Raw genomic sequence first — 26,615 nt, forward strand, 5'->3', positions numbered from 1 at the left:
GGGCCGCCGGAAACGGCCGAAGAACCGCGGGGTTTTTCCGCCCGGAATTGCGGTGCCGGTTTTCCCGACTGCATGCTACGGTCCGCAAATTGCCGGGCCAGCCGAGCCGAGGGGGCAGCATGTCCGACGACACCACGCGCTACTTGTGCGCGGCTTCCTACCTCGATCCCCGCTACAGCACCGAGGCGATCACCGAGTTCCTCGTCGAGCCGACCCGGCCGGTCCCGCCGTCACCGGGCCTCGACGCCGGCCGCGTGCTCACCGAAGCGGTCCGGGCGCGGGCGCGGCGCAAGAACTACGACGGCCTGCTGGTGGGGCTGATGGCCGTCGTCATCGGGCTGTCGTGGGACAACCCGCTGCTGTACGGCTGGATCGTGCTGTCGGCCGTGCTGGTGCTCGCGCGGGCGGGCAAGAACGCGTACGCGAACGAGCGGGTGTTCACCCCGAAGACGCTCGCCTTGCTGATCGCCGCCGTCGTGGTCGCGTGGCTGCTGCTCTACTCGGACCAGATCTTCGGCTCTTCGAGCTCGTATTCGTCGCGCTACGCCGAGGACATCGACTACGGCGGCACTTCCGGCGACGGCACCGCCCGGTTCGTCGTCGGCGTCGTGCTGGCCGTGGTCGTGCTGATGGTCGTCACGTTCGAGCGCTGGTCGCTGTGGAACCTGCTGACGACCCGCTTCAAGCGCTTCGCCCCGCCGGCCCCGGACACCGGCAGCCTTTCCGGGCTGTTCACCGAGGACTTCCGCGAGCAGCTCGGCCGCTACCGGCGGGGTGACGAGTTCGCCGGGGTGCCCGGCGCGCCGCTGGTGGTGTACCGCGGCTACAAACCCTTCGTGGGCGCGGGTTTCCGCCGGGACGCGTGGTCGATGGCGATCCCGCTGGAGCGGCTCGAAGACGACGAGAGCGACCCGGAGACCCGGCGGGAGCTGACCACCGAGACGCTGTACGAGGAGATCCGCGGCGCGATCGCGGACCTGCGGCAGTCGGCCGCCCTGTCGCCGGACCGGCGGCTGGGCGGCCTGACCGTGACCGACGCGGTGTTCACCCCGGCCGCCGAGCTCATCGACCACCTCGCGGAGGGCGACGCCGCGTCCTTCCTGCCGGACATCGAGTACCCGCCGCACACCCGGCTGACCGAGGCCGAGGTCGAGCGGATCCGGCGCGAGCCCAAGGAATGGGCGCGCTACTACCTGTGCTTCCAGGTGGAGACCTGGGACCGGGACCTGGTGCTCACGACGTTCCTGCACGTGGCCGTGGACGACACGACGCTCTACGTCGAGTGGACGCCGTTCATGCTGCCGCCGATCCGCGCCGAGTACCGCGTCGTGGACAAGATGCGGCAGGAGTCGCTGCGCCCGTTCGGGCAGGGGCTGCTCGCCTGGCTGGAGCTGCCGGCGAGCCTGCCAGGCCGGATCGCCAACCTGGCGTCGTGGATCCGGCGGCCGAAACGCGAGGCCGGCGTGATCGACCCGGAGCGCTACGGCGCCGCGCGCACCCTGCGCGAGCTCGCGGCGGTGAACCTCTTCACCGACTACTTCCAGCTCGTCGACGTCGAACGCTACGAGAAGATCATCGGGAGCAGGCTGCTGCCGACGATCGGCAAGCTGCTCGGCGACGCCGGGTTCTCGACGGCGAAGTTCGAAGAGCAGGCGGCGGTCGTGATCAACAACGACATCAGCATCGGCGGCGACAATCGCGCCCCGATCACCCAGACCGGTCAGCGCGGCCCGCGGCCGCGCGTGCCGAAGACGAACGGCCGCAACGCCGGCACGGAGGCCTGATGGGACACCGGATCACGAACAAGGTCAGCATCGGCGGGGACAACTCGGGGAAGATCACCCAGACCGGCATCGAAGGCACCGCCGCCGACGACCCGGTTCCCGCGCTGCTGCGGCTGGTCGAGCGGCTGACGGCCGAGGTGCGCGGGAAGGACCTCGCGAAGCAGGAGGTGCTCGAAGACGCGCTGACCGACCTGGCGGGCGACCTGCGCGCGGGCGAGGCGGCGGAGCCGGCCGTGGTGCGCAGCCGCTGGGAAAAGATCAAGGGGCTGCTCGGCGGGCTGGCGCAGTTCTCCGAGCTCGTCGCGAAGATCTCCGACCAGGTGCAGAAGATCTTCACCTGAGCCGGGTCAGAGAACCTTCCGCAGCAACGCGGTGACCTCGTCCGGCCGTTCCATCGCCGGCAGGTGGCCGGTGTCGGGGAGTTCGGCGAGCTCGGCGTTCGGCAGCGACGCCGCGAGGTGGTGGGACAGCTCGACGAGGCCGGGCGCGTCCGCCGTCCCGATCACCACCAGGCCCGGGGTCGTGATCTCGCCCAGCCGGTGCCGGGTGTCCGGGATCTTCTCCGTCCACTGTGGAGCGGTCCAGTCGTGCCGGTAGACCTGCTCGCACATCTCTCGCACGAGCGTGACCATGTCCGGCGGCAGGACCGAGACGTCCCGCTCGGGCCCGGCGACGAGGTAGCGGAGGTTCGCCTCGGCCATCGCTCGCACGTCCGCCGGGTCGACGTCGATCTCCCGGGCGGCGTACTGGGCGAGCCGCCCGGCGGGGAGCACCTCCGCGGTCAGCCGGGCGATGTCAGCCTGCATGTGGTCCGGCCAGGTGTGCCCCGTCAGGCCCGAGCCGAGCAGCGCGAGCCGGGTGATCCGCTCCGGCGCGGCCAGGGCGGCGTCCAGCGCGCACGCCCCGCCCATCGACGCCCCGACCAGCGCGGCCCGCTCGATCCCCCGGGCATCGAGCAGGGCCAGCAGGTCCTCGAAGTGGGCGTACTCGCCGGGGCCGTCGGCGGTTTCGCCGAAGCCGCGGCGGTCGTAGCGGATCACCCGGTGCGTGGCGGCGAGCGCGGTGAACTGGGCGTCCCACATCCGGCGGTCGCCGATCGCGGCGTGCAGCAGCACGACCGCGGGCCCCTCTCCCGCTTCGTCGTAGCCGAACGCCGTCCCGCCCACCTCGATCATCGCCATGCCCCCAAGCTAGCCACCCGACCGTGTCACACACCGCAGTTTTCGCTCAGGGCGAGAAGCTAGGGTGCCAACCATGACCGACGGATTCGAGCTGACGCGCGACGGCGAAGTCGCCCGGCTCACGCTGACCCGCCCGGAGAAGATGAACGCGATCACCTACGGCATGTGGTCGGCGATCCCGGACGTCGTGGCCGAGGTCGACGCCGATCCCGCGGTGAAGGTGCTCGTGATCGCGGGCGCCGGGAAGCACTTCTCGGCGGGCGCGGACATCAGCGAGTTCGGCGAGCTGCGCACCACGGCCGAGGGCGCGGCGAGCTACGACAAGGCGGTCGAGGGCGCGGTGGCGGCGCTGACCGCGCTGCGCAAGCCGTCGGTGGCGATGATCCAGGGCAACTGCATCGGCGGCGGCTGCCAGGTCTCGGTCGCCTGCGACTTCCGGTTCGCCGCCGACGGTTCCCGGTTCGGCATCACGCCGGCGAAGCTCGGCATCGTCTACCACTTCGACTCGACGCGCCAGCTCGTGTCGCTGGTCGGGCCGGCGCACGCGAAGTACTTCCTGCTGTCGGGCGAGCTGATCACCGCCGCCCGCGCGCGCGAGATCGGCCTCCTCAACGACGTCTTCCCGGCCGCGGCGCTGGAGTCGTCGACGCAGGAGTTCGTCGCGACGCTCTGCTCGCGGTCGCAGGCGTCGATCCGCGGGATGAACCGGATCATCGAGAAGATCGTCGCGGGCCAGGAGACGCCGGACGCCGAAGTCGAGGAGATCCGCTCCGAGGCCCTGCACGGCGTCGACTACGCGGAGGGAGTCGCCGCCTTCCTGGAGCGCCGCCCGCCGCGGTTCACGTTCCGCTGAGGAGCCTGCGGACTGTCGCGTTCGGACAGTCACGCGTCCAGGTAGGGGCGGAAGTGCTCGGCGACGATGTCCGTCACGCCGGCGGGGTCGAGCCTGCCGTCGATCTCGATGACGCGGATGCCGAGCTCGCGGGCCGAGCGCACGGCCTGTGCGGCGAGCATCCGGTCACGCGTCAGGCGGGTGCGCTGGCGCGGGATGGCGGGCTCGTCCGACTGGTGCCGCAGCTGGTGCTGGCGGAACAGCTCGGTCGGCACCAGCACGACCATCCGGCTCGGCGAATCCACCAGCGGCGCCACCAGTTCCGGGCGCAGCCCCCGGCCCTCGGCGACGATCGGCCGCGGCGAGGTCAGGGCCCGCAGGTCGGCCAGCGCGCATTCGAACCGCTGCCGGAACTCGGCCAGCAGCGCGACCAGCTGGTCGCCGGCGGGGGCGTCGTCGGCCGGGCCGGCAGCGGGCCGGGTCCGGTCGTCGTGGTGGTAGGTCGTCAGCCCGTGCCGCTCGGCCAGCAGCCGGGCGACGGTCGACTTGCCCGTCCACGGGGCACCACCGATCCAGAGCGTTTTGCGCAGAGTCCCGAACGGATCCGAGGTCATCGTTCGACTATTGCGGCACCGGCGCCCCGAGGCCAGCGTTCGGGCGCTGGTTGATCCGTTCAGCTCAGGGATCGCTTTCGCCGTCCACCACGAGCACGGTGGAGTCGTCGGCGAAGTCCGGTTTCCCGCCCACCCGGACGTGGAACCGCGAGCCGGGCCGGACCGCCGCGATCACCTGGGTCTCGGCCGTGTCGAGCACGATGATCGCGAGCTCGGTCGTGATCGGTTCCGGCGGCCGCAGGACTTCCGGCACGACCGGGATCGGCAGCGTGCCGCTGACCGAGCCGGAGCCGTCTTCGCTTTCTTCGACCGGTTCGAACGGCGGCGGCGGAACGAGCCGCGGCCGGCGGCGCCACCAGAGCCCGGCGATCAGGCCGGTCAGCACCCCGCCGGTGCCGCTGACGGCCGAGGCGAGCCCGACGCCGAGACCGGAAGGTTCCTCGGTGGGTTCGGCCCGCGGTGGGGCGGGAGCCGGGGGAGTGGCCGGCAGCGGCCCGAACCGCACGGCGGGGTCGCGGGCGTCGTCGGGCAGCTGCAGCACCTGGCCGGGTTCGATGGCGGCGGGGTCGGTGAAGGGCGTCCCGTCGGGTCTCGGCCGGCCCTGGTTCAGCTTGAAGATCTCGGGGAACCGGTTGCCGTCGCCGAGGGCTCGCTCGGCGATCTTGAACAGCGTGATGTCTTCCGGGTTGTCCGCGTGCGGAACGATGAAGTACTTGACGGCCGGCGGAGGCGGCTGGGTCTGCGCGAGCGCGGGACCCCCGGCGAGCACGGCGAAGAGGACACCGGCTGCCCCGGCCCGCCCGAGCACGCGGCGCACCGCGGGGTTTGCGACCATCGTCGGCCCCTCTCCCCGGTGACCCCGGCGGGTCCCGGTGTTGCCCCTCTACACGGGGGCGGAGCGGATGCGGTTCAGATCTCGTCCCACGGCACGGTTTCGTACGCCTCGGCGAGCAGCTTCACCGCGCGGTCCGCGGGCGGCAGCACGAGGTCGTCGACGGAGGCGACCGCGCGCCCCGGCGTTTCGGAGTTCGTCACGAACATCGCGTCGAAATCGCGCAGGTCCGCGGGCCGTACTTCGCGCGTCTCCTGCGGGACACCGAGGCGGCGCAACGCTTCCTTCTGCACCAGCATCGTGATGCCCGGCAGCACCGCGGCTTCCGGCCACACGACGGTGTCGCCGGCCAGGAAACCGGTGTTCCACACCGAGGCCTCGCTGATCCGGCCGGCCGGATCGATGAACAGCGCATCGTCGAAACCGGCCAGCTCGGCCTGGCGGGAGTGGTAGATCAGCCCGAACGTGCCGAGGTGCTTCACCTGCGGCAGATCCCGCTGGTACCGGACCGTCGCCAGGCGCAGGGGTGCCGGCTCGGGCGGGTGCGGCGGGAGCGTCCGGACCAGGATCTCCGGGGTCATCGGCTCGGCGAACGAGCGCGTGAGGACCATGACCCGCACCGAAAGCGCCGGTTCGCCGGCGATCGCCTGGCGGACGTACGACCGCACGCGGTCGACGTCGAGGTCGGTGCCGAACAGCAGCCGGGTGCTCGTCGCGAGCCGTTCGAGGTGGAAGGCGAGCCCGCGGACCCGCCCGTCCCGGACCTGCATCGCGGTGAAGTGACCGTAGGAGGTCATTCCCGCGACGAAGGCGTCCGGGCCGAGCGGGTCCCCGTTCAGCTCGATGCGGGCCGCCACTACTGGACGGTCACGCCCGTGAACTTCACCTGCTTCGTCGGCGCCCCGGTGCCGTCCTGCGGGTTCGGGTTCGCGATGCCGGCCTTGGCGACGGCGTCGAGGACCTTCAGGCCCTCGTCGCTGATGCTGCCGAACACCGAGTAGTCCGCCGGGAGGCCGTCGGCGTTGCCGTAGACCATGAAGAACTGGCTGCCGCCGGAGTTCGGGGCGGACGTCTTCGCCATCGCGAGGATGCCGCGGCCGTACTTGATCTGCGGGAACGCCTCGTCCGGCATCGTGTAGCCCGGTCCGCCCTGGCCGTCGGCCGTCGGGTCGCCGGTGGCCGAGGGGTCACCGCACTGCAGCATCTGCAGGCCCTCTGTGCCGAGCCGGTGGCACATGGTGTCGTTGTAGAAGTTCTGCTTCGCCAGGCTGATGAAGCTCTGCACCGCGCACGGCGCCAGCGCCCGGTCGAGCGTCAGCGGGATGTCGCCCGCCGTGCTCTTCAGCGTCACGTTCACCGTGCCGGTCGACGGGACGTTCTTGCCGTCGGGCAGGTTCACCTTCTTCGGCGCCTTGCCCGTCGTGTCGGCCTTGAAGTCGCACGTCGTCGGGTTCGGCAGGGCCGTGGCCCGCTTCGGCAGCGCCGCGCGCTGCGTCGGGATCCGGAGGTCGGTCGGCGGCGGCGCGGCCGAAGACGACGCCGCCGGGTTGGCGGTGTTGTCGCCGCCGTTGGCGCTCACGATCCACACCACCACGCCCGCCACGACGAGCACGGCAACGCCGACGACACCAGCGCCGATCCTCCTGCGTCGCTTCTGCTGCTCCAATCGGCGCTCGAGCTGCCTCTCGAGCTTGCGCTTCGCAGCTTCGCGGCGCTGCTGGTTGGTCGCCACCCCGTACCCTCCAGGTTTCCGCTCGTGTCACACGTCTGAGGTAGCGGCAGTGTATGGGCACAGCCTGTGAGGACCATGTACAGGGCCCGCTAGTCTCAACCCGATCGTGATCGGCGCCATCCGGCGCGGATGTCCGGGAGGCGTTCGGTGCTCGTCGTCGGGTTCGGCAGCGGCCCGCTGCAGGCCAACTGCTACCTGCTGGCGGAGGCCGCCGGCGGGCCGTGCGTGGTCGTGGATCCGGGGGAGGACGTCACCGCCCCGCTGACCGCCGCGCTCGCCGAGCACCGGCTGGTCCCGGCGGCGCTGGTGGCCACCCACGGGCACCCGGACCACGTCGCTTCGGCCGCGTCGCTGTCGGCCGCGCACGGCGTCGCGCTGCACCTGCACGCGGGCGACGCGGAGCTCTACGACGGCGACTTCGTGCCGCTCGAAGCGGGAACCTTCGCCGGTTTGGCCGTCGACGTCCGGTACGTGCCCGGGCACACGCCGGGTTCGGTGGTGCTGAACCTGGGGACGGCCGAGGGCGGGCGGCTCGCGCTGACCGGCGACACGCTGTTCGCCGGGTCGGTCGGCCGCGGGGCCGACGCGGAGGCCGTGCGGGACCTGCTGGAGAGCCTGCCCGACGACACGGTGGTGCTGCCGGGCCACGGACCGGCCACGACGATCGGGCGGGAACGCGCGGGCAACCCGTTCCTCGCCGGGACGGGGGCCTGAGCATGGCGGAAGAGACGACCGAGCGGCTCGCGCTGTTCGAGGAGGACCCGCGGGGCCGCCGGCGCCGCGGGATCTCGGGCCTGATCGGCGTGCTGATCGTCGCGGCCGCGTTCGGCGGCGTCGCGGGCCTGATCGGCGGCACGCTGATCGGCCTGGTCGTGGCCCTGGTCATCGCGCTGCCGCTGCTGTACGTGATGGCGGTCAGCATTCGCCGCCGCGTCTGGCTGGAGGGCTCGACGCTGCTCGTGCGCACCTGGGGCCTGCGCCGCGTCGACCTCGTCACCGCGACGCGGCTGGACCTGGTGATCGGCGACGTCCGCGGCTCCCGCACGGTGAGCCTGCTGGTCAACGCCGGCCAGCGCGGCAAGGTCGGGAAGGTCGACCTCGCGGTGTTCTCCGGCACCGGCGGCCGCGAGCTGGGCATCCTCCAGCTGCGGAAGCTGGCGAACGCGCTGATGAACAACACCGAGGCGAACGGCCTGGTGTTCGGCGAGCTGCTGGTTGCCGAGCTGAAGGCCGAGGCGCGCGGCTCCGGCGTGGCCGACCGCCCGCTCTACCGGCTGGCGTCGGTGGCGCCGTCGGGCAAGTACGTGCAGCGGTTCACGATGGAGGCCGTCAGCCGGTTCGTGGCGACTCTCGACTGAGCTCCTCGTCCGCCTCGCGCAGCTGCTCGAGCTGGTAGACGAGCTCCGGCACCTCCTGCGCGATGTACGCGGCGAGGCGCTCGACGTGGTGCAGGGTGGCCCGGACGTCCTCGAGCGCCGCGGCGATGCGCGGCAGCGACTCCACGGCCTGGACGGTGGCGGTGACCACCCGCAGCGCCCCTCGGACGAGGCATCGCGGACCGGCGAGCAGGAACATGGCGCCTCCCGGGTCGGCTGCCGCCTTCCTACCGCGTTCTCGCCGGTCAGGCTCGGTCGGGGTCCGCCGGTGTGTTACGGGTGGGACGGAACGGCCTTCGTGGTGCTGCTGAGGTACCCGGCGGGCTCGCGGGAGGCGATCAGCGCGGCCAGGATCGTCGTCACCGGGACGGCCGCCACGATGCCGACGCTGCCCGCGAGCGTCCGGATGATCTCCTGCGCGATCTCCTCGCTGCCGAGCAGCGAGCCCAGCCCGACGCCGGAGATCGACGAGTACAGCAGCACCGGCAGCGCGGCGCCCGCGTAGGCCATCACGAGCGTGTTGACCGCCGAACCGACGTGGTCGCGGCCGATCCGCAGCCCCGAGTGGTACAGCTCCCGCCAGCTCAGGTCCGGGTTGGCGCGGCGCAGCTCCCAGACGGCGCTGGTCTGGGTGACGGTCACGTCGTCGAGCACGCCGAGCGCGCCGATCACGACGCCGGCGAGCAGGAGGCCCCGCGAGTCGATGCCGTGGCCGAGCGACCCGATGAGCGTCGACGTGCTGTCGTCGAGCCCGGTCAGCGAGGCCGCGGCGGAGAAGATCGCCGACAGGACGCCGATGAGGGCCAGGCTGACCAGCGTGCCGAGGACGGCCGCGGACGTTCTCGCCGACAGCCCGTGGGTCAGGTAGAGGGCGATGAACATGATCGCGCCGGACCCCGCGATGGCCACGACCAGCGGGTTCTCCCCGGCGAGGATGGCCGGGAGGATGAACAGCGCGATCACGAGGAAGGACAGGCCGAGCGCGACGAGCGCGGCGACGCCCTGCCAGCGGCCGAGCACCAGCACGGCGACCGCGAAGAGCGCGGCGAGCACGAGCAGCGGGGTGCCGCGCTGGAAGTCGACGAGCTGGAAGCTGGCCGGGTCGCCGGCGTTGCCGCCGTTGTAGGCGAGCACGACGGCGTCGCCCGCGGCGAACCGCGGCGTGCTCGGCTCGATCGGGACGGTCAGCTTCAGCCGCTTCCCGCTCGCCGGGCCATCGGTCATGGTGAGGTCGACGGTCAGGCAGGGCTTCGCGTTCGGGTCGGTCTGGTCGCCGACCTGGACCTGGCCCTGGGCGAGGCAGGGGCCGGTGGCGGTGGTGCTGATGTCCGCGGCCACCGGCGTGCCCTGCGGGACGACGCTCTTCGGGTCCGGCTTGCCCCAGGGGTAGAGCACGATCATGCCGACGACGGTCGCCAGCGCGAGCGGGGCGAGCAGCCAGATCAGCAGGAGCTTGACGCGCTTCGACGCGGGGGCGGCGGGCCCGTGGCCGTGTCCATGCCCGTGCCCGTGCCCGGTTTCTGGCTCGGGTTTTTCGGCCGTGCGGGCCGGGCGGCGGCCGGGTTCGGCGGCGCGCTGCGGCCCGGTGTCGCCGCGCCGGGAGGTGCGCTGGGGCCCGGTGTCGGCGCGCTTGTCGTGGGGAACGCGCGCGGCGCCGGCGTCGTCGGCCGGGACTCGCTGGGGTCCGGTGTCGGTGCGCCGGCGAGCGGGGTCGGCGGCGCGGCGCGCGCCTTCGGGCGGCGGCGTCCGGCGAGCGGGTTTCCGGGGCGTACCCGGCGTTCCGGACGAACCGCGCGCCGGCGAAGGGGACACCTCGTCCGTGATCCGGCGAATCGGGCCGGTTGCGTCGTCGTCGGGGTCGGGGCGGTCCACGCGCACATCCTGACAGCGGGATCGCGCCGCTCGCACGAGGGGCCGCCGTGGGTCCGGTTCCTCCCGATGCGTCAGCCGTAGGCCTGGCGGACGTGGACGCGCCGGTAGGCCGACGGCGGGGTGTCGAAGTGGTCGAGGAAGGCCTGGCGCAACGTCTCCGTCGAGCCGAAGCCGCAGCGGCGGGCGATCGTCGCCAAGGGGAGGTCCGTGCCCGACAGCATCCTCGCCGCGTGCTCGGTGCGGACCGTGCGGACGTACTTGCCCGGCGTCGTGCCGAGGTGGGCGTCGAAGAGGCGGGTCAGCTGGCGGGTGCTCAGGCCCGCCCGCGTGGCCAGCGCCGGGGTACCGAGGTCGGCGTCGAGGTTCTCGGCGATGTACGCGGTCAGGTCGCGGACCTCGCGGTGCTCCGGTGGCGGGCCGGCCAGGAACAGGCTGACCTGGGCCTGGTTGCCGGGCCGCTGCAGGTACGTCACCAGCGACCGGGCCACTTCGCGGGCCAGCGTCGGGCCGTGGTCGGCCTCCACGAGCGCCATGGTCAGGTCGAGCCCGCTGGTCACGCCGGCGGCCGTGTACACGTTGCCGTGCTGGATGTAGAGCGGCACCGGATCGACGGTCACCTCCGGGTAGGCGTCCGCCAGCCGCGCCGCCCAGCGCCAGTGGGTCGTCGCGCGGCGGCCGTTGAGCAGGCCCGCCGCGGCGAGCACCTCCGCGCCGGTGCAGACCGACGCCACCCGCCTGCTGGTCTGGGCGAGGCGCCGGATGTGGGCGAGCACCCGCTCGTCGGACGCCGCCGTCGTGCTGCCCCAGCCACCCGCGACGACCAGCGTGTCGAGGTCGGCCGCCACCTGGTCGAGCCGCAGGTGGGGCTGCAGGACCAGGCCGGAGCACGTGCGGATGGCCTGGCCGTCGATCGTGGCGAGCCGGATCTCGTACGGCGGGCGGGCGCCGTGGCGGTTGGCGGCATCGAGGACGTCGGCCGGGCAGGCGACGTCCAGCAGTTCGACGTCGGGGAATCCGACGATCGTGACCCGTCTGGGTGAGCCGGCCATGATCGCACGCTAGCAGCCGGACCGGCCTTCGGACGCGGTTCGCAGGATTTCGGACATCCGCGTCCGGCCCGGCGGGGGCCGCCGCCAGGGTGAGGGCCATGACCGCTGAGCAGAAGACCCTCGCCTTCGTCGTCTACCCGGGCCTGACGCCGCTGGACCTGGTGGGCCCGCTCCAGGTGCTGAGCGCCTTGGCGCAGCTGGACCCCGGCTACCGGACCGTCGTCGTGGGGGCCACGAAGGACACCGTCGGAACCGACACACCGCTGAGCGTCGCGCCGAGCCACACGTTCGACGAAGTCCCGTCGCCGTACGCGGTCCTGGTGCCCGGCGGCACCGTCCCGACGCTGCGGGCGATGGCGGACGAGCGCCTGCTCGCCTGGCTACGCGCCGCGGCCGCGGGTGCCGAGCTGGTGACGTCGGTCTGCACCGGCTCGATGGTCCTCGGCGCGGCCGGGCTGCTCGAGGGCAAGCGCGCGACGACGCACTGGATGTTCCGCGACCTGCTCGCCGGCCTCGGCGCGACGCCGGTCGCCGAGCGCTGGGTCGAAGACGGCCGGGTGATCACCGCGGCGGGCGTCTCGGCCGGTATCGACCTGGCGCTGCACCTCGTGGAACGGCTGGCCGGACGGCAGGTCGCGACGAACATCCAGTTCGCCATCGAGTACGACCCCGAACCGCCGCAGGGCCGGCTGGACTGGGCGAACCAGCCGTACGGCGACCTCAAGCCGCTGCGGGAGCACACGCTGCGGGCCGGGCTGGCCGGCCACCCGGAGCTGCTGGGCAAACTGTTGGCAAAAGCCTGAACCAACGGCGTCGGCCATCCGGGTGATCGAGGGAAAAGCCCAGCTTCCGGCGGCTAGATTCAGCTCGCTCGATCAGGTGATCTCGCGGGTGGGGTGTAGCCGTGCGGTTCGAGGTCCTCGGTCCGATGACCGCCACCGTCGCGCTGCCGTCGGCGGCCCAGCCGCGGCGGCTGCTCGCCGTGCTGCTCGCGCGCGCCGGCCAGTTCGTCGGCCGCGACACGCTGGTCGACGAGCTGTGGCCGGACGGCGCACCGTCGAGCGCCGCGGCGATCGTGCAGGTCACCGTTTCGAAGCTGCGCAAGACGCTCTCGCCCGGCCTCGGGGCCGCGGAGGCCGGGCAGCGCCTGCGGTCCGGGCCGCGGGGCTACGCACTGTCCGTCGAGCCCGGGGAGCTGGATGCGGACGACTTCCTGACGCTGCTGTCCGCCGGTGCCGACGACCGGGCGCAACGCCGCCGCGCGCTCGAACGGGCGCTGGCGTGCTGGCGGGGTGACGCCTTCGCCGACGTCGCCGGCGGGCCGCTGCTGGAAGCACACAAGCTCTGGCTGGAAGACCGGCGCTCGGCGGCGCTGCTGCAGCTGGTCGAGCTGGAACTGGCCGACGGCGACGGCCGCGCGGTCGTCGAGCGGCTCGACCCGGTGGTCGCGGCCCGGCCCGCCGACGAGCGCTTCGCCGCCCGGCTCGCGTCCGCGCTCGGCGCCGTCGGCCACCGCGAATCGGCCCTGGAAGTGCTTCGCCGGACGCGGCGGGCGCTGTGGGAAGAAGCGGGTGTGTGGCCGGGCGACGACCTCGTCGCGGTCTACCGCCGGATCGCCGGCACCGAGTGGACGACGCCGGGCCCGCCCGCCGAGCTCCCGCCGGCGGTGCCCGACTTCACCGGCCGCGTGGCCGAGCTCGCCGACGTCGGCCGGGCCTTGCGCGGCCCCGGACCGGTCGTGCTGCACGGCGCCGCCGGGGCCGGGAAGTCGGCGCTGGCCGTCCAGGCGGCCTGGCGGGCGCGCCGCCGCTTCCCGGACGGCCAGCTGACCGCCTCGCTGCGGGGCACCGAGCCGGCCACCGTCCTCACCCGGTTCCTGCGCCTGCTCGGCGCGACGCCGGCCGAACTGGCCGATCGCGTGGGCCTGACCGGGTTGTGGCGCAGCTACACGGCCGACCGCCGGCTGCTGGTGCTGCTGGAGGACGTCACGACCGAGGCGCAGGTGCGGGCGCTGCTGCCGAGCGGGCCCGGCTGCGCGACGCTCGTGACGGCGCGCCGCGAGCTGCCGGGCCTGTGCGGGGCGCGGCCGATCCCGGTCACCGGACTGTCCACAGAGGACGCCTGGGCGCTGCTCGCGGCGATCGCGGGGGAACCGACGCTGCGTGCGGAACCCGAAGCGGTGCAACGGCTTCTCGGGTGCTGTGCCGGGCTCGCGCTCGCCGTCCGGATCGCCGGCGCGAAACTCGCGGCGCGCCCGAACCAGCGGGTGGCCGAACTGACGGCCCGCGTGGCCGACGACCGCCGCCGGCTCGACGAGCTGGCCACCGGTGACCTCGCTCTCCGCGCGGTGGTGACCTCGGCCCTGCGGGAGCGGCCGGCGCCGGATCGGTCGCTGCTGAGGCTGCTCGCGGCGTTCGAGGGGCCGGTGCCGGACTGGTGCGTGGCCGCGCTGCTGGACTGCCCGCTGGACGAGGCCCGCGACCGGCTGGAGGCGTTGGCCGCGGCGCACTTGGTGGACCGGGCCGACCCGGCGTCGAGCGAGGGAACCGGTGACCGGCCCGGCGAAGGAGTGCGTTCGCTGTCCGCCCTCGCCGATCCGGCGGATCGAGCCGGGCCGGCGTCGAGTGAGGGAACCGGTGACCGGCCCGGGGAAGGAGTGCGTTCGCTGCCCGCCCTCGCCGACCCGGCGGATAGAGCCGGCGAAGAACCCGGCGGCCGGTCGTCGGCCTACTCCGGGCCGGCCGACCTCGCCGCACCCCGCTGGGCCTTACCACCCTTCACCCGGCTCCTCCTCACCGAAACCCCGGAAACCGACACGGCCGCCCTCCGCCGGGCCTGCGAAGCCACCCTCGCCCTCGCCGAGCACGCCCGCGGCCGTCCGCCCGTCGACCTGCCGAAGCCCGATCCCGCCGCCGCGAAACGGGTCGCCGGCGATCCGGGCGCCTGGGCGGCCGAGGAGACCGCGCACCTCGCCGCGGCCGCGCGGCTCGCCGCGGCGCACGGCTGGCACGACCTCACCGAACGGCTCGCCGACGCCTGCACCGCGCTGGCCGGCACGCCGTGGCTCGGGCACGCCGCACGGGCCGTGTCGGTGCTCGGGCTGGCCGCCGCCCGCCGTCGGCAGGACCCGCGCGCCGAAGCCGAGAAGCTCTACAACCTCGGCTCGGTGCACTGGCAGCACGGCCACGGCCGGCAGGCCCGCAACTACTTCGTCATGGCCGAGCACCGTTTCCGGCGGCTCGACGACCCGCAGGGCACCGGCGCGGTGCTGGCCGCGCTCGCCGACGTCCACCTCGACGGCGGTGACCCGCGGGCCGCCGAGGCCGAGCTGGTCGAGGCCCTCGGCCTGCTGGGCGCGTGCGGCGACCGCCACGGGCAGGCGGCCGCGGCCGCGCAGCTGGGCTCGCTCGCCGAGGACGTCGGGGACGTGCGCCGCGCGGTCGAGAGCTTCGAAGCCAGCATGCTGCTCGCGAGCGAATGCGACGACGAACGCGGGCACGACCAGGCGGCCAAGCGCTACGCCGACGTCCTGCGCCGCCACGGCGGCTACGACCGGGCCGCCGACCTGCTCACCGGCGCGCTCGGCGGCGCCGTCCGCACCCGCGAGCGGCACTGGGAGGCGCACGTCCTGCGCAGCCTGGGCGCCCTGCACACCGAGGCCGGCGAGCCCGGTGACGGCGAACGCTTCCTGACGCGGTCGCTGACGCTGTTCGAGCAGATCGGGCACCGGCACGCCGCCGCCTACACCCACCGCTGCCTCGCCGAAGCGCGCCGCAGCGCGGGCGACCCGGCGGGCGCGCGGTGGCACCTGCGCGTCGCGATGGGCGTGTTCCGCGAACTGGGGGACCGCCGCGGCGCCGGCTACACCCTGCTCAGCCTGGGCCGGACCCACGCGGACGAGGGCGCCGGGCCGGAGGCCGCGCGGCTCCTGCGGACCTCGGCCGGCCTCTTCCGCGAGCTCGGGTTCCCGCTGTGGGAGCTGCGCGCGCTGCGTGAGCTCACCGCCGTCACCAGTGAATCCCCGGTCCGGGACCGCACTCGTGAAGTCTTGACGAAGATCAGCACCTGACCCGCCGCCGTCCCGGCCCGCGGGGGTGGGCGTTTGGCGAAGTTATGGCCCTCCCGATTTGGCTGCCGCCGTTCGGATCGTCGTACCCGAGGAGGCAAGGCATGCCGGGACAACGGATGCTCGCGCGTGTGGCAGTGGGACTGACCGCTTCGGCCGCGACGGTGGTCTTCGCGACCATCGGCACCGCGTCGGCGACCGTCGAGGTCACCAAGCTCACCCAGGCGCGGGCGGCGTCGCAGCTGTCCGCCGCCGGTGTCACGCATTCGTCGAGCGGGAACTGCACCACGCGGTCCAACTCGACCTGCACGTCCTACGAGCAGATCAACCAGAGCACCGTCAGCGGCGTGATCACGCTGAAGCGGGCGAGCGGCTGCGCGATCAACATCACCGGCGGGACCGAGGTCGGCCACGCGTCGGGCACCTACAGCCACTACAACGGCTACAAGGTGGACATCGCCCACAACAGCTGCATCGACTCCTACATCAAGAACAGCTTCAGCTACATCGGGCTGCGCGGCGACGGCTACCCGCAGTGGCAGGCCGGCTCCGGAAACCTCTACTGCGACGAGGGCAACCACTGGGACATCACGTACTACACCTGCGGCTGCTGACTTCCCCCGGCCGGGGCCTGCCCGTTCCGAGGGCGGCGGGCAGTCCCCGGTTACCGGCCGCTACCACGGGGTACCTCTTCGGGGTGGAGGTGAGGAGATGACTTCGCACAGCACCCCGGCCGGCCACCAGCGGACCGCCGTCATCGGCGCCGCCGCGGGCTTCGTCCTGCTCGCCGGCCTCTACCTCGTGCTCGCCCCGTGGGTCACCGGCTTCGGCGGGGCGGGCGTGCTCGCGCTGAGCAACACCGTCGTCGGCCTGGTCCTGGTCGCGCTGGCGATCGCCCGCGCCGCGACGCGGCGCCTGCGGTTCCTCGGCTGGGTCGTCCCGGTGCTCGGCGCGTGGGCGGCGCTTTCGCCGTGGCTCCTGCGGTCCGCGGCCGAGACGCAGCCGTCCACGACAGCGCTCGTCGGCAACGTGGTCGCCGGCGTCGTGGTCGTCGTGGCGGGCCTGGTCGTGCTCCTGCGCGGCGACTGACCGCGCAGCGGAGGAGATGAGCCCACCGCGTCGGTGTTCGTACGGTCGTTCGCATGACCCTCGCGGAATCGGCGCGGCCGGACTCCGCCGCCCGGCAGGCGGACCCCCGCCGCCTGGCGGCGCTCGTCCTGCTCTGCGCGGCCAACTTCATGGTGATCCTGGACGCCCAGAGCGTGATCATGGGCGTGCCGGTGATCGCGGCCGACCTCGGGCTCTCGCCCGTCGAGGCCCAGTGGATCCTCTCGGGCAACCTGCTGACGTTCGGCGGCCTGCTGCTGCTCGGCGGCCGGGCCGCGGACCTGCTCGGCCGCCGCCGGGTGTTCATGCTCGGCACCGCGCTGTTCCTGCTGGTCTCGATCCTCTCCGCGCTGGCGACGGCCGCGCCGCTGCTGCTGGCGGCCCGGGCCCTGCACGGCGTTTCCGCGGCGCTGATGGCGCCGACCGCGATGGCGATCCTCACCGACACGTTCCCGGAGGGCCGGGCGCGCAACAAGGCGCTGGCGACGTGGTCCGCGATCGCCGCGGTGGGCGCGACGACGGGTCTTCTCCTGGGCGGGGTGCTGCTCGACAAGCTGGGCTGGCAGGCGCTGTTCTACGTCAACGTCCCGGTCGCGATCGTCATGCTCGTGCTGAGCCCGGTGCTGCTGCGGGAAAGCCGGGACGCGTCGGCGTCGCGCACCTTCGACGTCGCCGGGGCGGTGCTCGGCACCGCGTCCCTCGCGCTGCTGGTGTACTTGCTGGTGGAAGCGCCGCAGCTGGGCTGGACCAGCTTCCCGGTCCTCGGCCTCGGCGCGCTGTTCGTGGTCCTCACCGGCTTGACGGTCCTGGTGGAGAAGCGCTCGGCGCACCCGCTGCTGCCCGCGCGGCTCTTCCGGTCCACCACCGTGCTGGGCGCCAACCTGCTGACGATCGTGGCGCTGGTGCCCGGCTTCGGGATGTCGGTCGTGCTTTCGCAGTACTCGCTGGGAGTTCTGGGCTACACGCCGATCCAGTTCGGGCTGAGCCAGTCGGCGATGCCGATCGCCTCGGTGGCGGGCGCGTTCGCCGCCCAGGCGGGCATGGCCCGGCGCGGCGTCCGCCCGGTCGCGGTGACGGCGTTGCTGCTGCTGGGGATCGGCTGCGCGCTGCTGGTCGGGATCTCGGCCGACAGCGGGTACTTCACGACGGTGTTCCCCGGCCTGGTCCTGTTCGGGCTCGGCCTGGGCGCCGGCCCGGTGGCGCTCGCGGCGGCGGCCCTCTCCGGCGCCACCAAGGCCGACGCGGGCATCGCGTCCGGCACGAGCACGGCGGCGTTCCAGATCGGCGGCGCGTTCGGGGTCGCGGTGGTGTCGACGATCATCGCGTCGAGCGCGGCCGCCACGCCCGGCCCGGCCGGGGCGCTGGCCGGGTTCCACGAGAGCCTGGTGATCTGCGCGGTGGTGGCGGCGGCCGGGGCGGCGCTCGCGGTGGTCCTGCTGAAGAACGCGCGACGCGGTCAGCTCACCGTTCTCCCGCGGGTGCACTGAGCTTCCGGGCTCGGCCGCGCACCGGCGGCCGGGCCCGCCCGGTACCCTGGACGCTCCCGCGGACCCGGGTTCGCGCCGCGGCGGTGACCACCGAGCGGAAGGGGTGCCGGGCGCCGATGGCCGACAGGCTCGAGGAGTACCGCGGCAAGCGCGGCCGGGACCGCACCCCCGAACCCTGGCCCGACGGCCCGCCGGAACCCGGGGGCAACGACCTCTTCGTCATCCAGGAGCACCACGCTTCCCGGCTGCACTGGGACTTCCGGCTGGAACGCGACGGTGTGCTCGTGTCCTGGGCCGTCCCGCGCGGCCTGCCGCTCGCCCCCGGGGTGAACCGGCTCGCGGTGCACACCGAGGACCACCCCATGGAGTACCTGACCTTCGAGGGCGAGATCCCGGCCGGCGAGTACGGCGGCGGCCGGATGACCGTGTGGGACACCGGGAAGTACGAAACCCTGCACTGGAACGACCACAAGGTCGAGGTCGTCTTCCACGGCGAACGGGCGCGCGGAAAGTACCTCTTCCTCAACCGCCACAACGCCGACGACGACCGCGACTGGATGCTGCGGCGCCTCGACCCGGCCGAACCCGGGCACGAAGACGCCCCAGAGTTCCTCGAGCCGATGACGGCGGTCCCGGGCGAGCTGCCGGCCGATGACGACGACTGGGCCTACGAGTTCGCGTGGGGCGGCCTGCGCACGATGCTGCAGATCTCCGGCGGCCGCGTCATCGCGCACGACGAAACCGGCGCCGACGTCACCGGCCGCTACCCCGACCTGCACAAGCTGGGCGAAGAGCTCGGGTCGACGGAAGTACTGCTGGACGGCGAAGTCGTCGTCATCAAGGACGGCAAGCCCTCCGCGCAAGGCCTCGAGGAGCGCCGCCGGGCCGACGGCAACGCGGCGAAGCGGCTCAAGGCGCACTGCCCGGTGTTCTACTTCGCCTGCGACGTCCTGCACCTCGACGGCCGGCCGACCCTGGACCTGCCCTACACCGAGCGCCGCGAGCTGCTGGCGGACCTGCCGGTGACCGATCGCCACTGGCAGGTGCCCGCCTACTTCGCCGGCGGTGGCGAGGACGTCCTCGGGGCCAGCCGCCAGCACGGCCTGCCGGGCGTGGTCGCCAAGCGGGCCGCCGGCCCGTACCGGCCCGGCTCCGGCGACTGGGTGTTCATCGGGAACTGAAGGCCGCCGTAACGCCGTGAAGGCCCCCTCCCGGCCACTAGTGCCGGTGAGGAGGCCTTCACGGACCGCGCGGACGTCAGTCGGTCTCCGCCATGGCTTCGGCGAACTGCGCCGCGTACAGCCGCGCGTAGGCGCCGCCGCTGCGCAACAGCGTCTCGTGGTCGCCGTGTTCGACGATCTGGCCGTGCTCCATCACCAGGATCACGTCCGCGTCGCGGATCGTCGAGAGCCGGTGCGCGATGACGAAGCTCGTGCGGCCGCTGCGCAGCGAGTTCATCGCCCGCTGGATCAGCACCTCGGTGCGGGTGTCGACCGAGCTGGTCGCCTCGTCCAGGATGAGGATGACCGGCCTGGCCAGGAACGCCCGCGCCACCGTGATCAGCTGCTTCTCGCCCGCGCTGACCGTGCCGCCCTCGTCGTCGAGCACCGTCTCGTAGCCGTCCGGCAAGGTCCGCACGAAGCGGTCCACGTACGTCGCCTGTGCCGCTTCGATGATCTCCTCGCGGCTCGGGTCGTCCGCGCCGTAGGCGATGTTCTCCGCGATCGTGCCGCCGAACAGCCACGCGTCCTGCAGCACCATGCCGGTCTGGTCGCGCAGCTCCTCGCGGTTCATCTTCGCGATGTCGACGCCGTCGAGCGTGATCCGCCCGCCGTCGAGCTCGTAGAACCGCATGAGCAGGTTGACCAGCGTCGTCTTGCCCGCACCGGTCGGGCCGACGATCGCCACCGTCTGGCCCGGTTCGACCGTGAGCGACAGGTCGTCGATCAGCGGCTTGTCCGGCAGGTAGCGGAACGAGACGTCCTGGAACTCGACGCGCCCGCGGATCACCGCGGGCCGCTCCGGGTGCTCCGGTTCCGGCGCCTGCTCCTCGGCGTCGAGCAGCGCGAACACCCGCTCGGCCGACGCGACCCCGGACTGCAGCAGGTTCGCCATGCTGGCGATCTGCGTGACCGGCTGGCTGAACTGGCGCGAGTACTGGATGAACGCCTGCACCTCGCCAAGCGTCAGGCTGCCCGACGCGACGCGCAGCGCGCCGATCACCGCCACCAGCACGTAGCTCAGGTTGCCGATGAACATCATCGCCGGCTGGATCATGCCGGAGATGAACTGCGCCCGGAAGCTCGCTTCGTACAGCGTCTCGTTCTGCTTGTCGAAGATCGCCGCGGACTCGTCGCGCCGGCCGAACACCTTGACCAGCGAGTGCCCGGTGTACATCTCCTCGACGTGCGCGTTGAGCTTGCCGGTCGTCGACCACTGCTTGATGAAGTTCGGCTGCGCCCGCTTGCCGATCTTCGCCGCCACGACGGCCGACAGCGGCACCGTGAGCAGCGCGATGACCGCCAGCAGCGGCGAGATCAGGAACATCATGATCAGCACGCCGATCACCGTCAGCAGCGACGAGACGATCTGCGACAGCGTCTGCTGCAGCGACATCGCCAGGTTGTCGATGTCGTTGGTGACGCGGGAGAGCACCTCGCCGCGCGGCTGGCGGTCGAAGTACTTCAGCGGCAGCCGCGAGAACTTCGCTTCGACGTCCTCGCGCAGCCGGTACACCGCGTGCTGCACCAGCGTCGTCGTCAGCCGGGCCTGGATCAGCCCGAAGAACGACGCGATGACGAACAGCGCGAGCACGACCAGCAGGATCTGCCCGACCTTGTCGAAGTCGATGCCCACGCCGGGCACGAGGTCGACGCGGCCGTAGATGTCGGCGAGCGTGCCGTCCCCGCGGGCGCGCAGCCCGGCGACGATCTGCTCCTTGGTGACCCCCGGCGGCACCTGCTTGCCGAGCACGCCGGCCAGGATCGCGTCGGTGGCCTGGCCGAGGATCTTCGGCCCGATCACCGTCAGCGCGACGCTCGCCGCGCCGAGCACGAGCACCCCGATCAGGTGCAGCCGTTGCGGGGCCAGCATGCGCAGCAGCCGCTTGAGGGACCCCTTGAAGTCGAGGGCCTTCTCCGGTGGCGCGCCGCCGGCCATCCACCGGCCCGGTCCGACGGTCGCGGCTCCGGTGTTCTTGTGCCGCTCGGCGGTCGGCCGTTCCCCGGCGTCGGTGACGGCGGCCTTGGGCGATTCGGTCGTGCTCACGCCGCCTCCTGCTCGGTGAGCTGCGACAGCACGATCTCGCGGTAGGTCTCGTTGCTGTCGAACAGTTCGTGGTGGGTGCCGGTGCCGACGACGCGGCCCTCGTCGAGGACGATGATGCGATCGGCGGTGCGGATCGTGCTGACGCGCTGCGCGACGATGATCACCGTCGCGTCGGCGGTTTCGGACACGAGCGCGCGGCGCAGGGCCGCGTCGGTCGCGTAGTCCAGCGCCGAGAACGAGTCGTCGAACAGGTAGATCTCCGGCTTGTGCACCAGCATCCGCGCGATGGCGATCCGCTGCCGCTGGCCGCCCGAGACGTTCGTGCCGCCCTGGGCGATCGGCGCCTCCAGGCCCTCCGGCATCGCTTCGACGAAGTCCTTGCCCTGCGCCACTTCCAGCGCGTGCCACAGCTCTTCGTCGGTGGCGTCCGGGTTGCCGTAGCGCAGGTTGCTCGCCACCGTCCCGGCGAACAGGTACGGCTTCTGCGGCACCAGCCCGACCGCGCGGGCGAGCACCGCCGGGTCGAGGTCGCGCACGTCGACGCCGTCGACCTTGACCGTGCCGCGGGTCGCGTCCATCAGCCGCGGGATCAGGTTCAGCAGCGTGGTCTTGCCGGTACCGGTGGACCCGATCACGGCGGTGGTCTCACCGGGCCGCCCGATCAGCGAGATGTCCTGCAGCACCGGCTTTTCCGCGCCGGGGTAGCGGAACTCGACCCCGGAGAGCTCCAGGTGCCCGTGCACCGCGCCGGGGCGGATCGGCGACACCGGCGGGCGGACGCTCGACTCGGTGTCGAGGACCTCGCTGATCCGCTCGGCGCTGACCTCCGCGCGCGGCACCATCATGAACATGAACGTGGCCATCATGACGGCCATCAGGATCTGCAGCAGGTAGGACAGGAACGCCGTCATGGCCCCGATCTGCATGCTGCCGGAGTCGATCCGCTGCCCGCCGAACCACAGCACGGCGACGCTGGAGGCGTTCATCACCAGCATGACGATCGGGAACATCAGCGCCATCAGGCGGCCCACCCGCAGCGACACGGTGAGCAGCTGGTCGTTCGCGACGTCGAAGCGCTCGCGTTCGTGCTTGTCGCGGACGAACGCGCGGATCACGCGGATGCCCATGATCTGCTCGCGCAGCACCTGGTTGATCCGGTCGATCCGCTCCTGCATCAGCCGGAACGCCGGGCGCATCTTGGTGATGATCGTGCCGACCGCGATCGCCAGCACCGGCACGATCACCAGCAGCAGCCCCGACAGCGGCACGTCGAGGTTCAGCGCCAGGATGATCCCGCCGACGCACATGATCGGCGCGGACACCATCAGCGTCAGCGTCATGACCACGAGCATCTGGATCTGCTGGACGTCGTTGGTGGTGCGGGTGATCAGCGACGGCGTGCCGAACTGGCCGACCTCGCGGGCCGAGAAGTCCTGCACCCGGTGGAAGACCCCGGACCGGATGTCGCGGCCGACCGCCATCGCGGTGCGGGCGCCGTAGTACACCGCGCCGATCGAGCCCGCGATCTGGGCCAGCGTCACGGCCAGCATCACCGCGCCGACGCGCAGGATGTACGCCATGTCGCCCTTGATCAGCCCGTTGTCGACGATGTCGGCGTTGAGCGTCGGCAGGTAGAGCATGGCGATCGTCTGCACCAGCTGCAGGGCCACGATGACCCACAGCGTGGTTTTGTACGGGCGCAGGTGCGCACGCAGGAGCTTGACTAGCACAACGGTTCCCCCAGTGGTGTGGTGGTGGTGTTCGGTCCGGGTGGCGGTGCGGTGCCGCCGGTGAGGGTGGGCATCCCGGCGGCCAGCTCGTCCAGCAGCCGTTCCAGGGTCGGGAGGAACGGCTCGCCCTCGGTCATGAACCAGTTGACGAAGGCGACGCGGACAGCGCTTTCCACCGTGGAGGCCATCAGGCGGCACAGGAGGTGGTCCGCCCCGCCCGCCCGTTTCGCGATGGTCTCGGCGAGGACGCGTTCGACCGCCGCGTGGGCGTTGAGGAACTCGCCGCGCAGCATGAGCTGACCCATCAGCTCCCGGATACGCGCAACATACGCGCGATCCGGCTCGCCCTCACGCGAATATTGGTGGATCACCGCCTGCTTGACGGACTCCCAGAGCGGCTCGCCCTCCGGCCGCGCGAGCAGCGCTTCGCGCATCCCCTCGTGCCGGTCGACGACCATCGAGCAGACCGCCTGCTCCTTGCTGGAGAAGTAGTTGTTGAATGTGCGCGGCGAGACCCCGACCTCGTTGGCGATGTCCTCGACGCGGACGTTCTCCAGCCCGCGGTCCAGCGTCAGCCGCAACGCGGCCTGCGCGAGGGCCCGGCGGGCCTCGCGCTTCTTGCGTTCCCGCAGCGTCAGCTTCGGTGGTTCGTCCGGCGGCATGAACAGAGTGTAGCGAAAAACTTGCGTGCCCCGCAAAAATTTGCGTGGCACGCAAAATCAGGGCGAACCGGACACGCCGGATTCCGCGGTGCGCGACCGCCCGGCCTGCGGTATCGGCCGCCGTGTGCGTTCTGTTGCGGGGCGCAAATTGCAAAAATGGACCGATTGGCCTAACGCACTGCGCTCACCAGGAGCTACGCCCCGAAAATCCGCTCACCGACCGCGATCGCGCGCGGACCGGCTGTGGACATCTGGCGAGACTTTCTGCTTGCATGTCGGGCGTCGCCGCCCGGGGGTCGGCGTCGCGTATTCGTTTTCCGCACCTGAGCATGGAAGAAGTGGGACCACATGGCGAGCCGGGCCCGGGAACTCCTGGATCGATCACGCGTCCTGCTGGACCGCTCGCGGGTCGCCGCCGCGCAGTTCCTGACGGCGCCGCCGAAGCACCCCGGGTACCCGGCCGCGCCCGCGGCGGGCCCGGCGATCGCGCAGCTGACGCCCTTGGCGGTCCCGTCCGCCCCGCCGGACGACGCCGTGCTGGCCGAGATCTGCGCCAGCGTCGCCCTGCGCGACCTCAACCTGCTCGACCAGCTGCTGGCCCGGCTCGAGGAGCTGGAGGCGGGGGAGGAGGACCACCACCGCCTCGCCGAGCTCTACCAGCTCGACCACCTCGCGACCCGGCTGCGCCGCAACGCCGAGAACCTGCGCGTGCTGGCCGGCCAGGAGACCGCCGACGACGCCGCCCGCGCGACGTCGGTGCTCGACGTCATGCGCGCGGCGATGTCCTCGATCGACCACTACGCCCGGATCACCATCGGCCGCGTGGTGAACCTCGGCGTCGTCGGCTTCGCCGCGGAGGACCTGGGCCGGGTGCTCGCGGAGCTGTTCGACAACGCCGCCAACCAGTCCTCGCCCGGCTCGCCGGTGAACGTCAGCGCGCACCTGACCGAGCAGGGCAGCGTGCTCGTCCGGATCGAGGACGAGGGCATCGGCATCCCGGCCGACCGGATCGACGGCCTCAACGCCCGGCTGGCCGCCGGCGGCGACCTCGACGACGCCGCGGCGCGGCACATGGGCCTCGCGGTGGTCTCCCGGCTCGCCGCCCGCCACGACGTCACCGTGCGGCTGGACCGGCGCAGCCCGCACGGCACCGTGGCCACCGTGCTGCTGCCCACCGGCATCGTCACCGAGCTGGCCGAAAACGCGTGGTCGGGCACCCGGACCGTCACCGTCGAGCCGGTGCAGGCACCGGAAGGCGAACCGGCCGCCGTCGGCGGGCTGCCGCGCCGCCGCCCGGGCACCTTCCCCCAGGAGGAGCCGGTGCGGGCCGTGCCGCGCAAGCCGACCCCGCGCCCGCGCCCGCCCGAGACCGGCGGCACCACGGCCAACGGCCTGCCGCGGCGCGTGCCCGGCAGCATCCGCGGTGCCGCGCCCGAACCGCCACCACCGCCCCCGGCCGCCGAACCCGCGGCGAACGGGCACGAGCAGCTGCTCGCCGACCTCGGCGCCTTCGCCGACGGCGAGCGGGCCGCGCTCGCCGAGAACCACCGTGCCCAGCAGGACGAGACGCCCGGAGGAACCGCCTCGTGAGCGCCCCCCACCCGGCCCCGGCGAACTTCGCCTGGCTGCTCGACGACTTCGTGCGCAAGGTCCACGGCGTCAGCCACGCGCTGATCATGAGCGTGGACGGCTTCCCCCTCACCGCGTCCGACTCGGTCGGCGAAGCCGAGGCCGAGCAGCTGGCCGCGATCGCCAGCGGCCTGCTCTCCCTCGCCGGTAACAGCGCGGCGCTGTTCGGGAAGGGCGCCTGCGAGCAGATCATCATCCGGCTCACCCACGGCTACTTCCTGTTCATGGGCATCGGTTCCGGTGCCGGGCTCGCGGTGCTGACCTCGGGCGAGGCGGACATGAAGGTGGTCGCCTACGAGATGACCCAGTTCATCACCAACGCCGGCCACGCGCTCACCCCCGAGGTGCGCGCCGAACTGCGCCAGGTGCTCACCGCGCGCCGCCCGAGGGTGTGATCAGCGTGCCCGAGGAGGTTGCCACCGTGTCCGAGAAGGACACCGCCTTGCCGCGGCGCAGCCGCCGGATCCGCGCGTACGCGCTCACCGGCGGCCGCACCAGCACCCGGCACCAGCTGCTGGTGGAGACGCTGGTCTCGGTCCCGCGCTACGACCCCGCGCTGAGCGGCACGCTCATGCCCGAGTCGCGCTCGCTCTACGAACGCGCCCGGGCGCGGTGCTCGATCGCCGAGCTGTCGGTCGGGCTCGACCTGCCGCTGGGCGTGGTGCGGGTGCTGATCGGCGACCTCGCGTCCCAGGGCGCGGTGTTCGTCCACCCCACCGCGCACGCCTACCACCACGACACCAACGTGCTCGAGAGGATCCTTGATGGGCTCAAGCGGCTCCCCGCCTGAGGGCGATCTGCTGACGATCTCCGCGAAGATCGTCGTCGCCGGGGGCTTCGGTGTCGGCAAGACCACGTTCGTCGGCGCGGTGTCGGAAGTGCCGCCGATGAGCAACGAGGCCTGGATGACCGAGGCCGGTCAGGGCGTCGACGAGATCCCGCCCGGCGGCAAGTCGACCACGACGGTGGCGATGGACTTCGGCCGGATCACGCTGCGCCCGGACCTGCTGCTGTACCTGTTCGGCACGCCGGGCCAGGCGCGGTTCTGGTTCCTCTGGGACGACCTGAGCCGGGGCGCCCTCGGCGCGGTCGTGCTGGTCGACACCAGCCGGATCGACGAGTCGTTCGCGGCGATCAACTACTTCGAGAACGACTCCGAGCTGCCGTTCGTCGTCGCGGTCAACCAGTTCGAGGGCATGCCGGTGCACGACCTCGACGAGGTGCGCGAGGCGCTCGCGCTCGACCCGAGCGTCCCGCTGGTCACCTGCGACGCCCGCGACCGCGCCTCGACGATCGCCACCTTGACCGAGCTGGTGAGCCACACGCTGTCGCTGGCCGTGCTGTCCGGTCCGCGCGAGCTGGCCGGCAGCGTCCCGAACGCCTGAGAAGGAGAGC

At 72.6% G+C, this 26,615-nt stretch carries 26 protein-coding genes; 15 read left to right on the plus strand and 11 right to left on the minus strand.

The features are described 5' to 3' along the window. Positions 1 to 119 precede the first annotated feature (119 nt). Together ACZ7OH_RS04905 and ACZ7OH_RS04910 are read left to right on the plus strand one after the other, a co-directional pair. Positions 120 to 1,784, plus strand: coding sequence for a hypothetical protein (locus ACZ7OH_RS04905; protein ID WP_470279647.1), 1,665 nt, complete (start codon positions 120 to 122; stop codon positions 1,782 to 1,784). Continuing rightward, entirely contained in the window at positions 1,784 to 2,125 is a 342-nt protein-coding gene (locus ACZ7OH_RS04910; RefSeq protein ID WP_470279648.1) for a hypothetical protein, read from the plus strand. Before ACZ7OH_RS04905 ends, ACZ7OH_RS04910 begins: the two co-directional genes overlap by 1 nt. 6 nt (positions 2,126 to 2,131) lie before the next feature. On the opposite strand, the gene ACZ7OH_RS04915 is transcribed toward ACZ7OH_RS04910, so the two are convergent. Beyond that, entirely contained in the window at positions 2,132 to 2,965 is an 834-nt protein-coding gene (locus ACZ7OH_RS04915) for an alpha/beta fold hydrolase (protein WP_470279649.1), read from the minus strand. Between the two features lie 73 nt (positions 2,966 to 3,038). On the opposite strand from ACZ7OH_RS04915, the gene ACZ7OH_RS04920 reads away from it, so the two are divergent. Then, on the plus strand, positions 3,039 to 3,818 hold the full coding sequence (locus tag ACZ7OH_RS04920; protein WP_470279650.1) for an enoyl-CoA hydratase/isomerase family protein: 780 nt from the start codon (positions 3,039 to 3,041) through the stop codon (positions 3,816 to 3,818). A 29-nt stretch (positions 3,819 to 3,847) separates the two neighbouring features. Here ACZ7OH_RS04920 and ACZ7OH_RS04925 read toward each other — a convergent pair whose 3' ends face one another. From ACZ7OH_RS04925 to ACZ7OH_RS04940, 4 genes are all read right to left on the minus strand, one after another. Then, positions 3,848 to 4,411 carry a hypothetical protein gene (locus ACZ7OH_RS04925; RefSeq protein ID WP_470279651.1) on the minus strand — a complete coding sequence of 188 codons (564 nt, stop codon included), beginning with the start codon at positions 4,409 to 4,411 and terminating at the stop codon, positions 3,848 to 3,850. A gap of 64 nt (positions 4,412 to 4,475) precedes the next feature. Beyond that, positions 4,476 to 5,246 (minus strand): LysM peptidoglycan-binding domain-containing protein, encoded by a 771-nt coding sequence (locus ACZ7OH_RS04930; protein WP_470279652.1) that lies wholly within the window; start codon positions 5,244 to 5,246, stop codon positions 4,476 to 4,478. A 74-nt stretch (positions 5,247 to 5,320) separates the two neighbouring features. Continuing rightward, positions 5,321 to 6,100, minus strand: coding sequence for an aminotransferase class IV (locus ACZ7OH_RS04935; protein ID WP_470279653.1), 780 nt, complete (start codon positions 6,098 to 6,100; stop codon positions 5,321 to 5,323). Beyond that, positions 6,100 to 6,975 (minus strand): peptidylprolyl isomerase, encoded by an 876-nt coding sequence (locus ACZ7OH_RS04940; protein ID WP_470279654.1) that lies wholly within the window; start codon positions 6,973 to 6,975, stop codon positions 6,100 to 6,102. Before ACZ7OH_RS04940 ends, ACZ7OH_RS04935 begins: the two co-directional genes overlap by 1 nt. A 147-nt stretch (positions 6,976 to 7,122) precedes the next feature. Here ACZ7OH_RS04940 and ACZ7OH_RS04945 point away from each other — a divergent pair, with 147 nt between their 5' ends. Further along, positions 7,123 to 7,689: an MBL fold metallo-hydrolase gene (locus ACZ7OH_RS04945; protein WP_470280309.1), complete on the plus strand. Its 567-nt coding sequence runs from the start codon at positions 7,123 to 7,125 to the stop codon at positions 7,687 to 7,689. 2 nt (positions 7,690 to 7,691) lie between these two features. Then, on the plus strand, positions 7,692 to 8,333 hold the full coding sequence (locus tag ACZ7OH_RS04950; RefSeq protein ID WP_400909031.1) for a hypothetical protein: 642 nt from the start codon (positions 7,692 to 7,694) through the stop codon (positions 8,331 to 8,333). On the opposite strand, the gene ACZ7OH_RS04955 is transcribed toward ACZ7OH_RS04950, so the two are convergent. The 3 genes from ACZ7OH_RS04955 to ACZ7OH_RS04965 form a co-directional block, all read right to left on the minus strand. Next, on the minus strand, positions 8,305 to 8,550 hold the full coding sequence (locus tag ACZ7OH_RS04955) for a hypothetical protein (RefSeq protein WP_470279655.1): 246 nt from the start codon (positions 8,548 to 8,550) through the stop codon (positions 8,305 to 8,307). The two genes, ACZ7OH_RS04950 and ACZ7OH_RS04955, sit on opposite strands and share 29 nt — an antisense overlap. 74 nt (positions 8,551 to 8,624) lie before the next feature. After that, positions 8,625 to 10,223: a YibE/F family protein gene (locus ACZ7OH_RS04960; protein WP_470279656.1), complete on the minus strand. Its 1,599-nt coding sequence runs from the start codon at positions 10,221 to 10,223 to the stop codon at positions 8,625 to 8,627. Between the two features lie 71 nt (positions 10,224 to 10,294). Next, a complete protein-coding gene (locus tag ACZ7OH_RS04965; protein ID WP_470279657.1) occupies positions 10,295 to 11,272 on the minus strand; it encodes a GlxA family transcriptional regulator in 978 nt (325 codons plus the stop codon). Positions 11,273 to 11,370: 98 nt separating this feature from the next. Here ACZ7OH_RS04965 and ACZ7OH_RS04970 point away from each other — a divergent pair, with 98 nt between their 5' ends. From ACZ7OH_RS04970 to ACZ7OH_RS04995, 6 genes are all read left to right on the plus strand, one after another. Next, positions 11,371 to 12,075: a DJ-1/PfpI family protein gene (locus ACZ7OH_RS04970; protein WP_470279658.1), complete on the plus strand. Its 705-nt coding sequence runs from the start codon at positions 11,371 to 11,373 to the stop codon at positions 12,073 to 12,075. Between the two features lie 101 nt (positions 12,076 to 12,176). Continuing rightward, the gene (locus tag ACZ7OH_RS04975) at positions 12,177 to 15,341 is read left to right on the plus strand and encodes an AfsR/SARP family transcriptional regulator (protein WP_470279659.1); all 3,165 of its coding nucleotides are present in this window, start codon (positions 12,177 to 12,179) and stop codon (positions 15,339 to 15,341) included. A gap of 128 nt (positions 15,342 to 15,469) precedes the next feature. Next, on the plus strand, positions 15,470 to 15,952 hold the full coding sequence (locus ACZ7OH_RS04980) for a hypothetical protein (protein ID WP_470279660.1): 483 nt from the start codon (positions 15,470 to 15,472) through the stop codon (positions 15,950 to 15,952). A 97-nt stretch (positions 15,953 to 16,049) separates the two neighbouring features. Next, positions 16,050 to 16,427: an SPW repeat protein gene (locus ACZ7OH_RS04985; protein ID WP_470279661.1), complete on the plus strand. Its 378-nt coding sequence runs from the start codon at positions 16,050 to 16,052 to the stop codon at positions 16,425 to 16,427. Between the two features lie 53 nt (positions 16,428 to 16,480). After that, positions 16,481 to 17,932: an MFS transporter gene (locus ACZ7OH_RS04990; protein WP_470279662.1), complete on the plus strand. Its 1,452-nt coding sequence runs from the start codon at positions 16,481 to 16,483 to the stop codon at positions 17,930 to 17,932. A gap of 116 nt (positions 17,933 to 18,048) precedes the next feature. After that, on the plus strand, positions 18,049 to 19,113 hold the full coding sequence (locus tag ACZ7OH_RS04995; RefSeq protein WP_400909052.1) for a DNA polymerase ligase N-terminal domain-containing protein: 1,065 nt from the start codon (positions 18,049 to 18,051) through the stop codon (positions 19,111 to 19,113). Between the two features lie 76 nt (positions 19,114 to 19,189). Here the strand turns inward: ACZ7OH_RS04995 and ACZ7OH_RS05000 are convergent, their stop codons facing one another. The 3 genes from ACZ7OH_RS05000 to ACZ7OH_RS05010 are packed head-to-tail and all read right to left on the minus strand — an operon-like array spanning position 19,190 to position 23,591. Further along, complete coding sequence (locus tag ACZ7OH_RS05000; RefSeq protein WP_470279663.1) at positions 19,190 to 21,199, minus strand: ABC transporter ATP-binding protein; 2,010 nt, start codon at positions 21,197 to 21,199, stop codon at positions 19,190 to 19,192. After that, positions 21,196 to 22,929, minus strand: coding sequence for an ABC transporter ATP-binding protein (locus ACZ7OH_RS05005; protein ID WP_470279664.1), 1,734 nt, complete (start codon positions 22,927 to 22,929; stop codon positions 21,196 to 21,198). Before ACZ7OH_RS05005 ends, ACZ7OH_RS05000 begins: the two co-directional genes overlap by 4 nt. Then, positions 22,923 to 23,591, minus strand: a complete 669-nt coding sequence (locus ACZ7OH_RS05010) for a TetR/AcrR family transcriptional regulator (protein WP_400909060.1) — start codon at positions 23,589 to 23,591, stop codon at positions 22,923 to 22,925. Before ACZ7OH_RS05010 ends, ACZ7OH_RS05005 begins: the two co-directional genes overlap by 7 nt. Before the next feature lie 348 nt (positions 23,592 to 23,939). Here ACZ7OH_RS05010 and ACZ7OH_RS05015 point away from each other — a divergent pair, with 348 nt between their 5' ends. Genes ACZ7OH_RS05015 through ACZ7OH_RS05030 form a run of 4 tightly spaced genes read left to right on the plus strand, consistent with a single transcriptional unit; the run spans position 23,940 to position 26,605 of the window. Then, positions 23,940 to 25,181 carry a sensor histidine kinase gene (locus tag ACZ7OH_RS05015; RefSeq protein ID WP_470279665.1) on the plus strand — a complete coding sequence of 414 codons (1,242 nt, stop codon included), beginning with the start codon at positions 23,940 to 23,942 and terminating at the stop codon, positions 25,179 to 25,181. Then, complete coding sequence (locus ACZ7OH_RS05020) at positions 25,178 to 25,615, plus strand: roadblock/LC7 domain-containing protein (protein WP_125315245.1); 438 nt, start codon at positions 25,178 to 25,180, stop codon at positions 25,613 to 25,615. Before ACZ7OH_RS05015 ends, ACZ7OH_RS05020 begins: the two co-directional genes overlap by 4 nt. A gap of 26 nt (positions 25,616 to 25,641) precedes the next feature. Next, positions 25,642 to 26,010 (plus strand): DUF742 domain-containing protein, encoded by a 369-nt coding sequence (locus ACZ7OH_RS05025; protein WP_086678176.1) that lies wholly within the window; start codon positions 25,642 to 25,644, stop codon positions 26,008 to 26,010. Next, positions 25,985 to 26,605, plus strand: a complete 621-nt coding sequence (locus ACZ7OH_RS05030) for a GTP-binding protein (protein WP_400909066.1) — start codon at positions 25,985 to 25,987, stop codon at positions 26,603 to 26,605. Before ACZ7OH_RS05025 ends, ACZ7OH_RS05030 begins: the two co-directional genes overlap by 26 nt. The last annotated feature ends 10 nt before the right edge of the window (positions 26,606 to 26,615 follow it).

This window comes from Amycolatopsis sp. NPDC114478, from assembly GCF_055633805.1.

Bases quoted from the DNA above. Each gene is read 5' to 3' on its own strand.
- ACZ7OH_RS04905 (WP_470279647.1), top strand. From the start codon at position 120: ATGTCCGACGACACCACGCGCTACTTGTGCGCGGCTTCCTACCTCGAT.
- ACZ7OH_RS04910 (WP_470279648.1), top strand. From the start codon at position 1,784: ATGGGACACCGGATCACGAACAAGGTCAGCATCGGCGGGGACAACTCG.
- ACZ7OH_RS04915 (WP_470279649.1), bottom strand. From the start codon at position 2,965: ATGGCGATGATCGAGGTGGGCGGGACGGCGTTCGGCTACGACGAAGCG.
- ACZ7OH_RS04920 (WP_470279650.1), top strand. From the start codon at position 3,039: ATGACCGACGGATTCGAGCTGACGCGCGACGGCGAAGTCGCCCGGCTC.
- ACZ7OH_RS04925 (WP_470279651.1), bottom strand. From the start codon at position 4,411: ATGACCTCGGATCCGTTCGGGACTCTGCGCAAAACGCTCTGGATCGGT.
- ACZ7OH_RS04930 (WP_470279652.1), bottom strand. From the start codon at position 5,246: ATGGTCGCAAACCCCGCGGTGCGCCGCGTGCTCGGGCGGGCCGGGGCA.
- ACZ7OH_RS04950 (WP_400909031.1), top strand. From the start codon at position 7,692: ATGGCGGAAGAGACGACCGAGCGGCTCGCGCTGTTCGAGGAGGACCCG.
- ACZ7OH_RS04955 (WP_470279655.1), bottom strand. From the start codon at position 8,550: ATGTTCCTGCTCGCCGGTCCGCGATGCCTCGTCCGAGGGGCGCTGCGG.
- ACZ7OH_RS04965 (WP_470279657.1), bottom strand. From the start codon at position 11,272: ATGGCCGGCTCACCCAGACGGGTCACGATCGTCGGATTCCCCGACGTC.
- ACZ7OH_RS04970 (WP_470279658.1), top strand. From the start codon at position 11,371: ATGACCGCTGAGCAGAAGACCCTCGCCTTCGTCGTCTACCCGGGCCTG.
- ACZ7OH_RS04985 (WP_470279661.1), top strand. From the start codon at position 16,050: ATGACTTCGCACAGCACCCCGGCCGGCCACCAGCGGACCGCCGTCATC.
- ACZ7OH_RS04990 (WP_470279662.1), top strand. From the start codon at position 16,481: ATGACCCTCGCGGAATCGGCGCGGCCGGACTCCGCCGCCCGGCAGGCG.
- ACZ7OH_RS04995 (WP_400909052.1), top strand. From the start codon at position 18,049: ATGGCCGACAGGCTCGAGGAGTACCGCGGCAAGCGCGGCCGGGACCGC.
- ACZ7OH_RS05010 (WP_400909060.1), bottom strand. From the start codon at position 23,591: ATGCCGCCGGACGAACCACCGAAGCTGACGCTGCGGGAACGCAAGAAG.
- ACZ7OH_RS05015 (WP_470279665.1), top strand. From the start codon at position 23,940: ATGGCGAGCCGGGCCCGGGAACTCCTGGATCGATCACGCGTCCTGCTG.
- ACZ7OH_RS05030 (WP_400909066.1), top strand. From the start codon at position 25,985: ATGGGCTCAAGCGGCTCCCCGCCTGAGGGCGATCTGCTGACGATCTCC.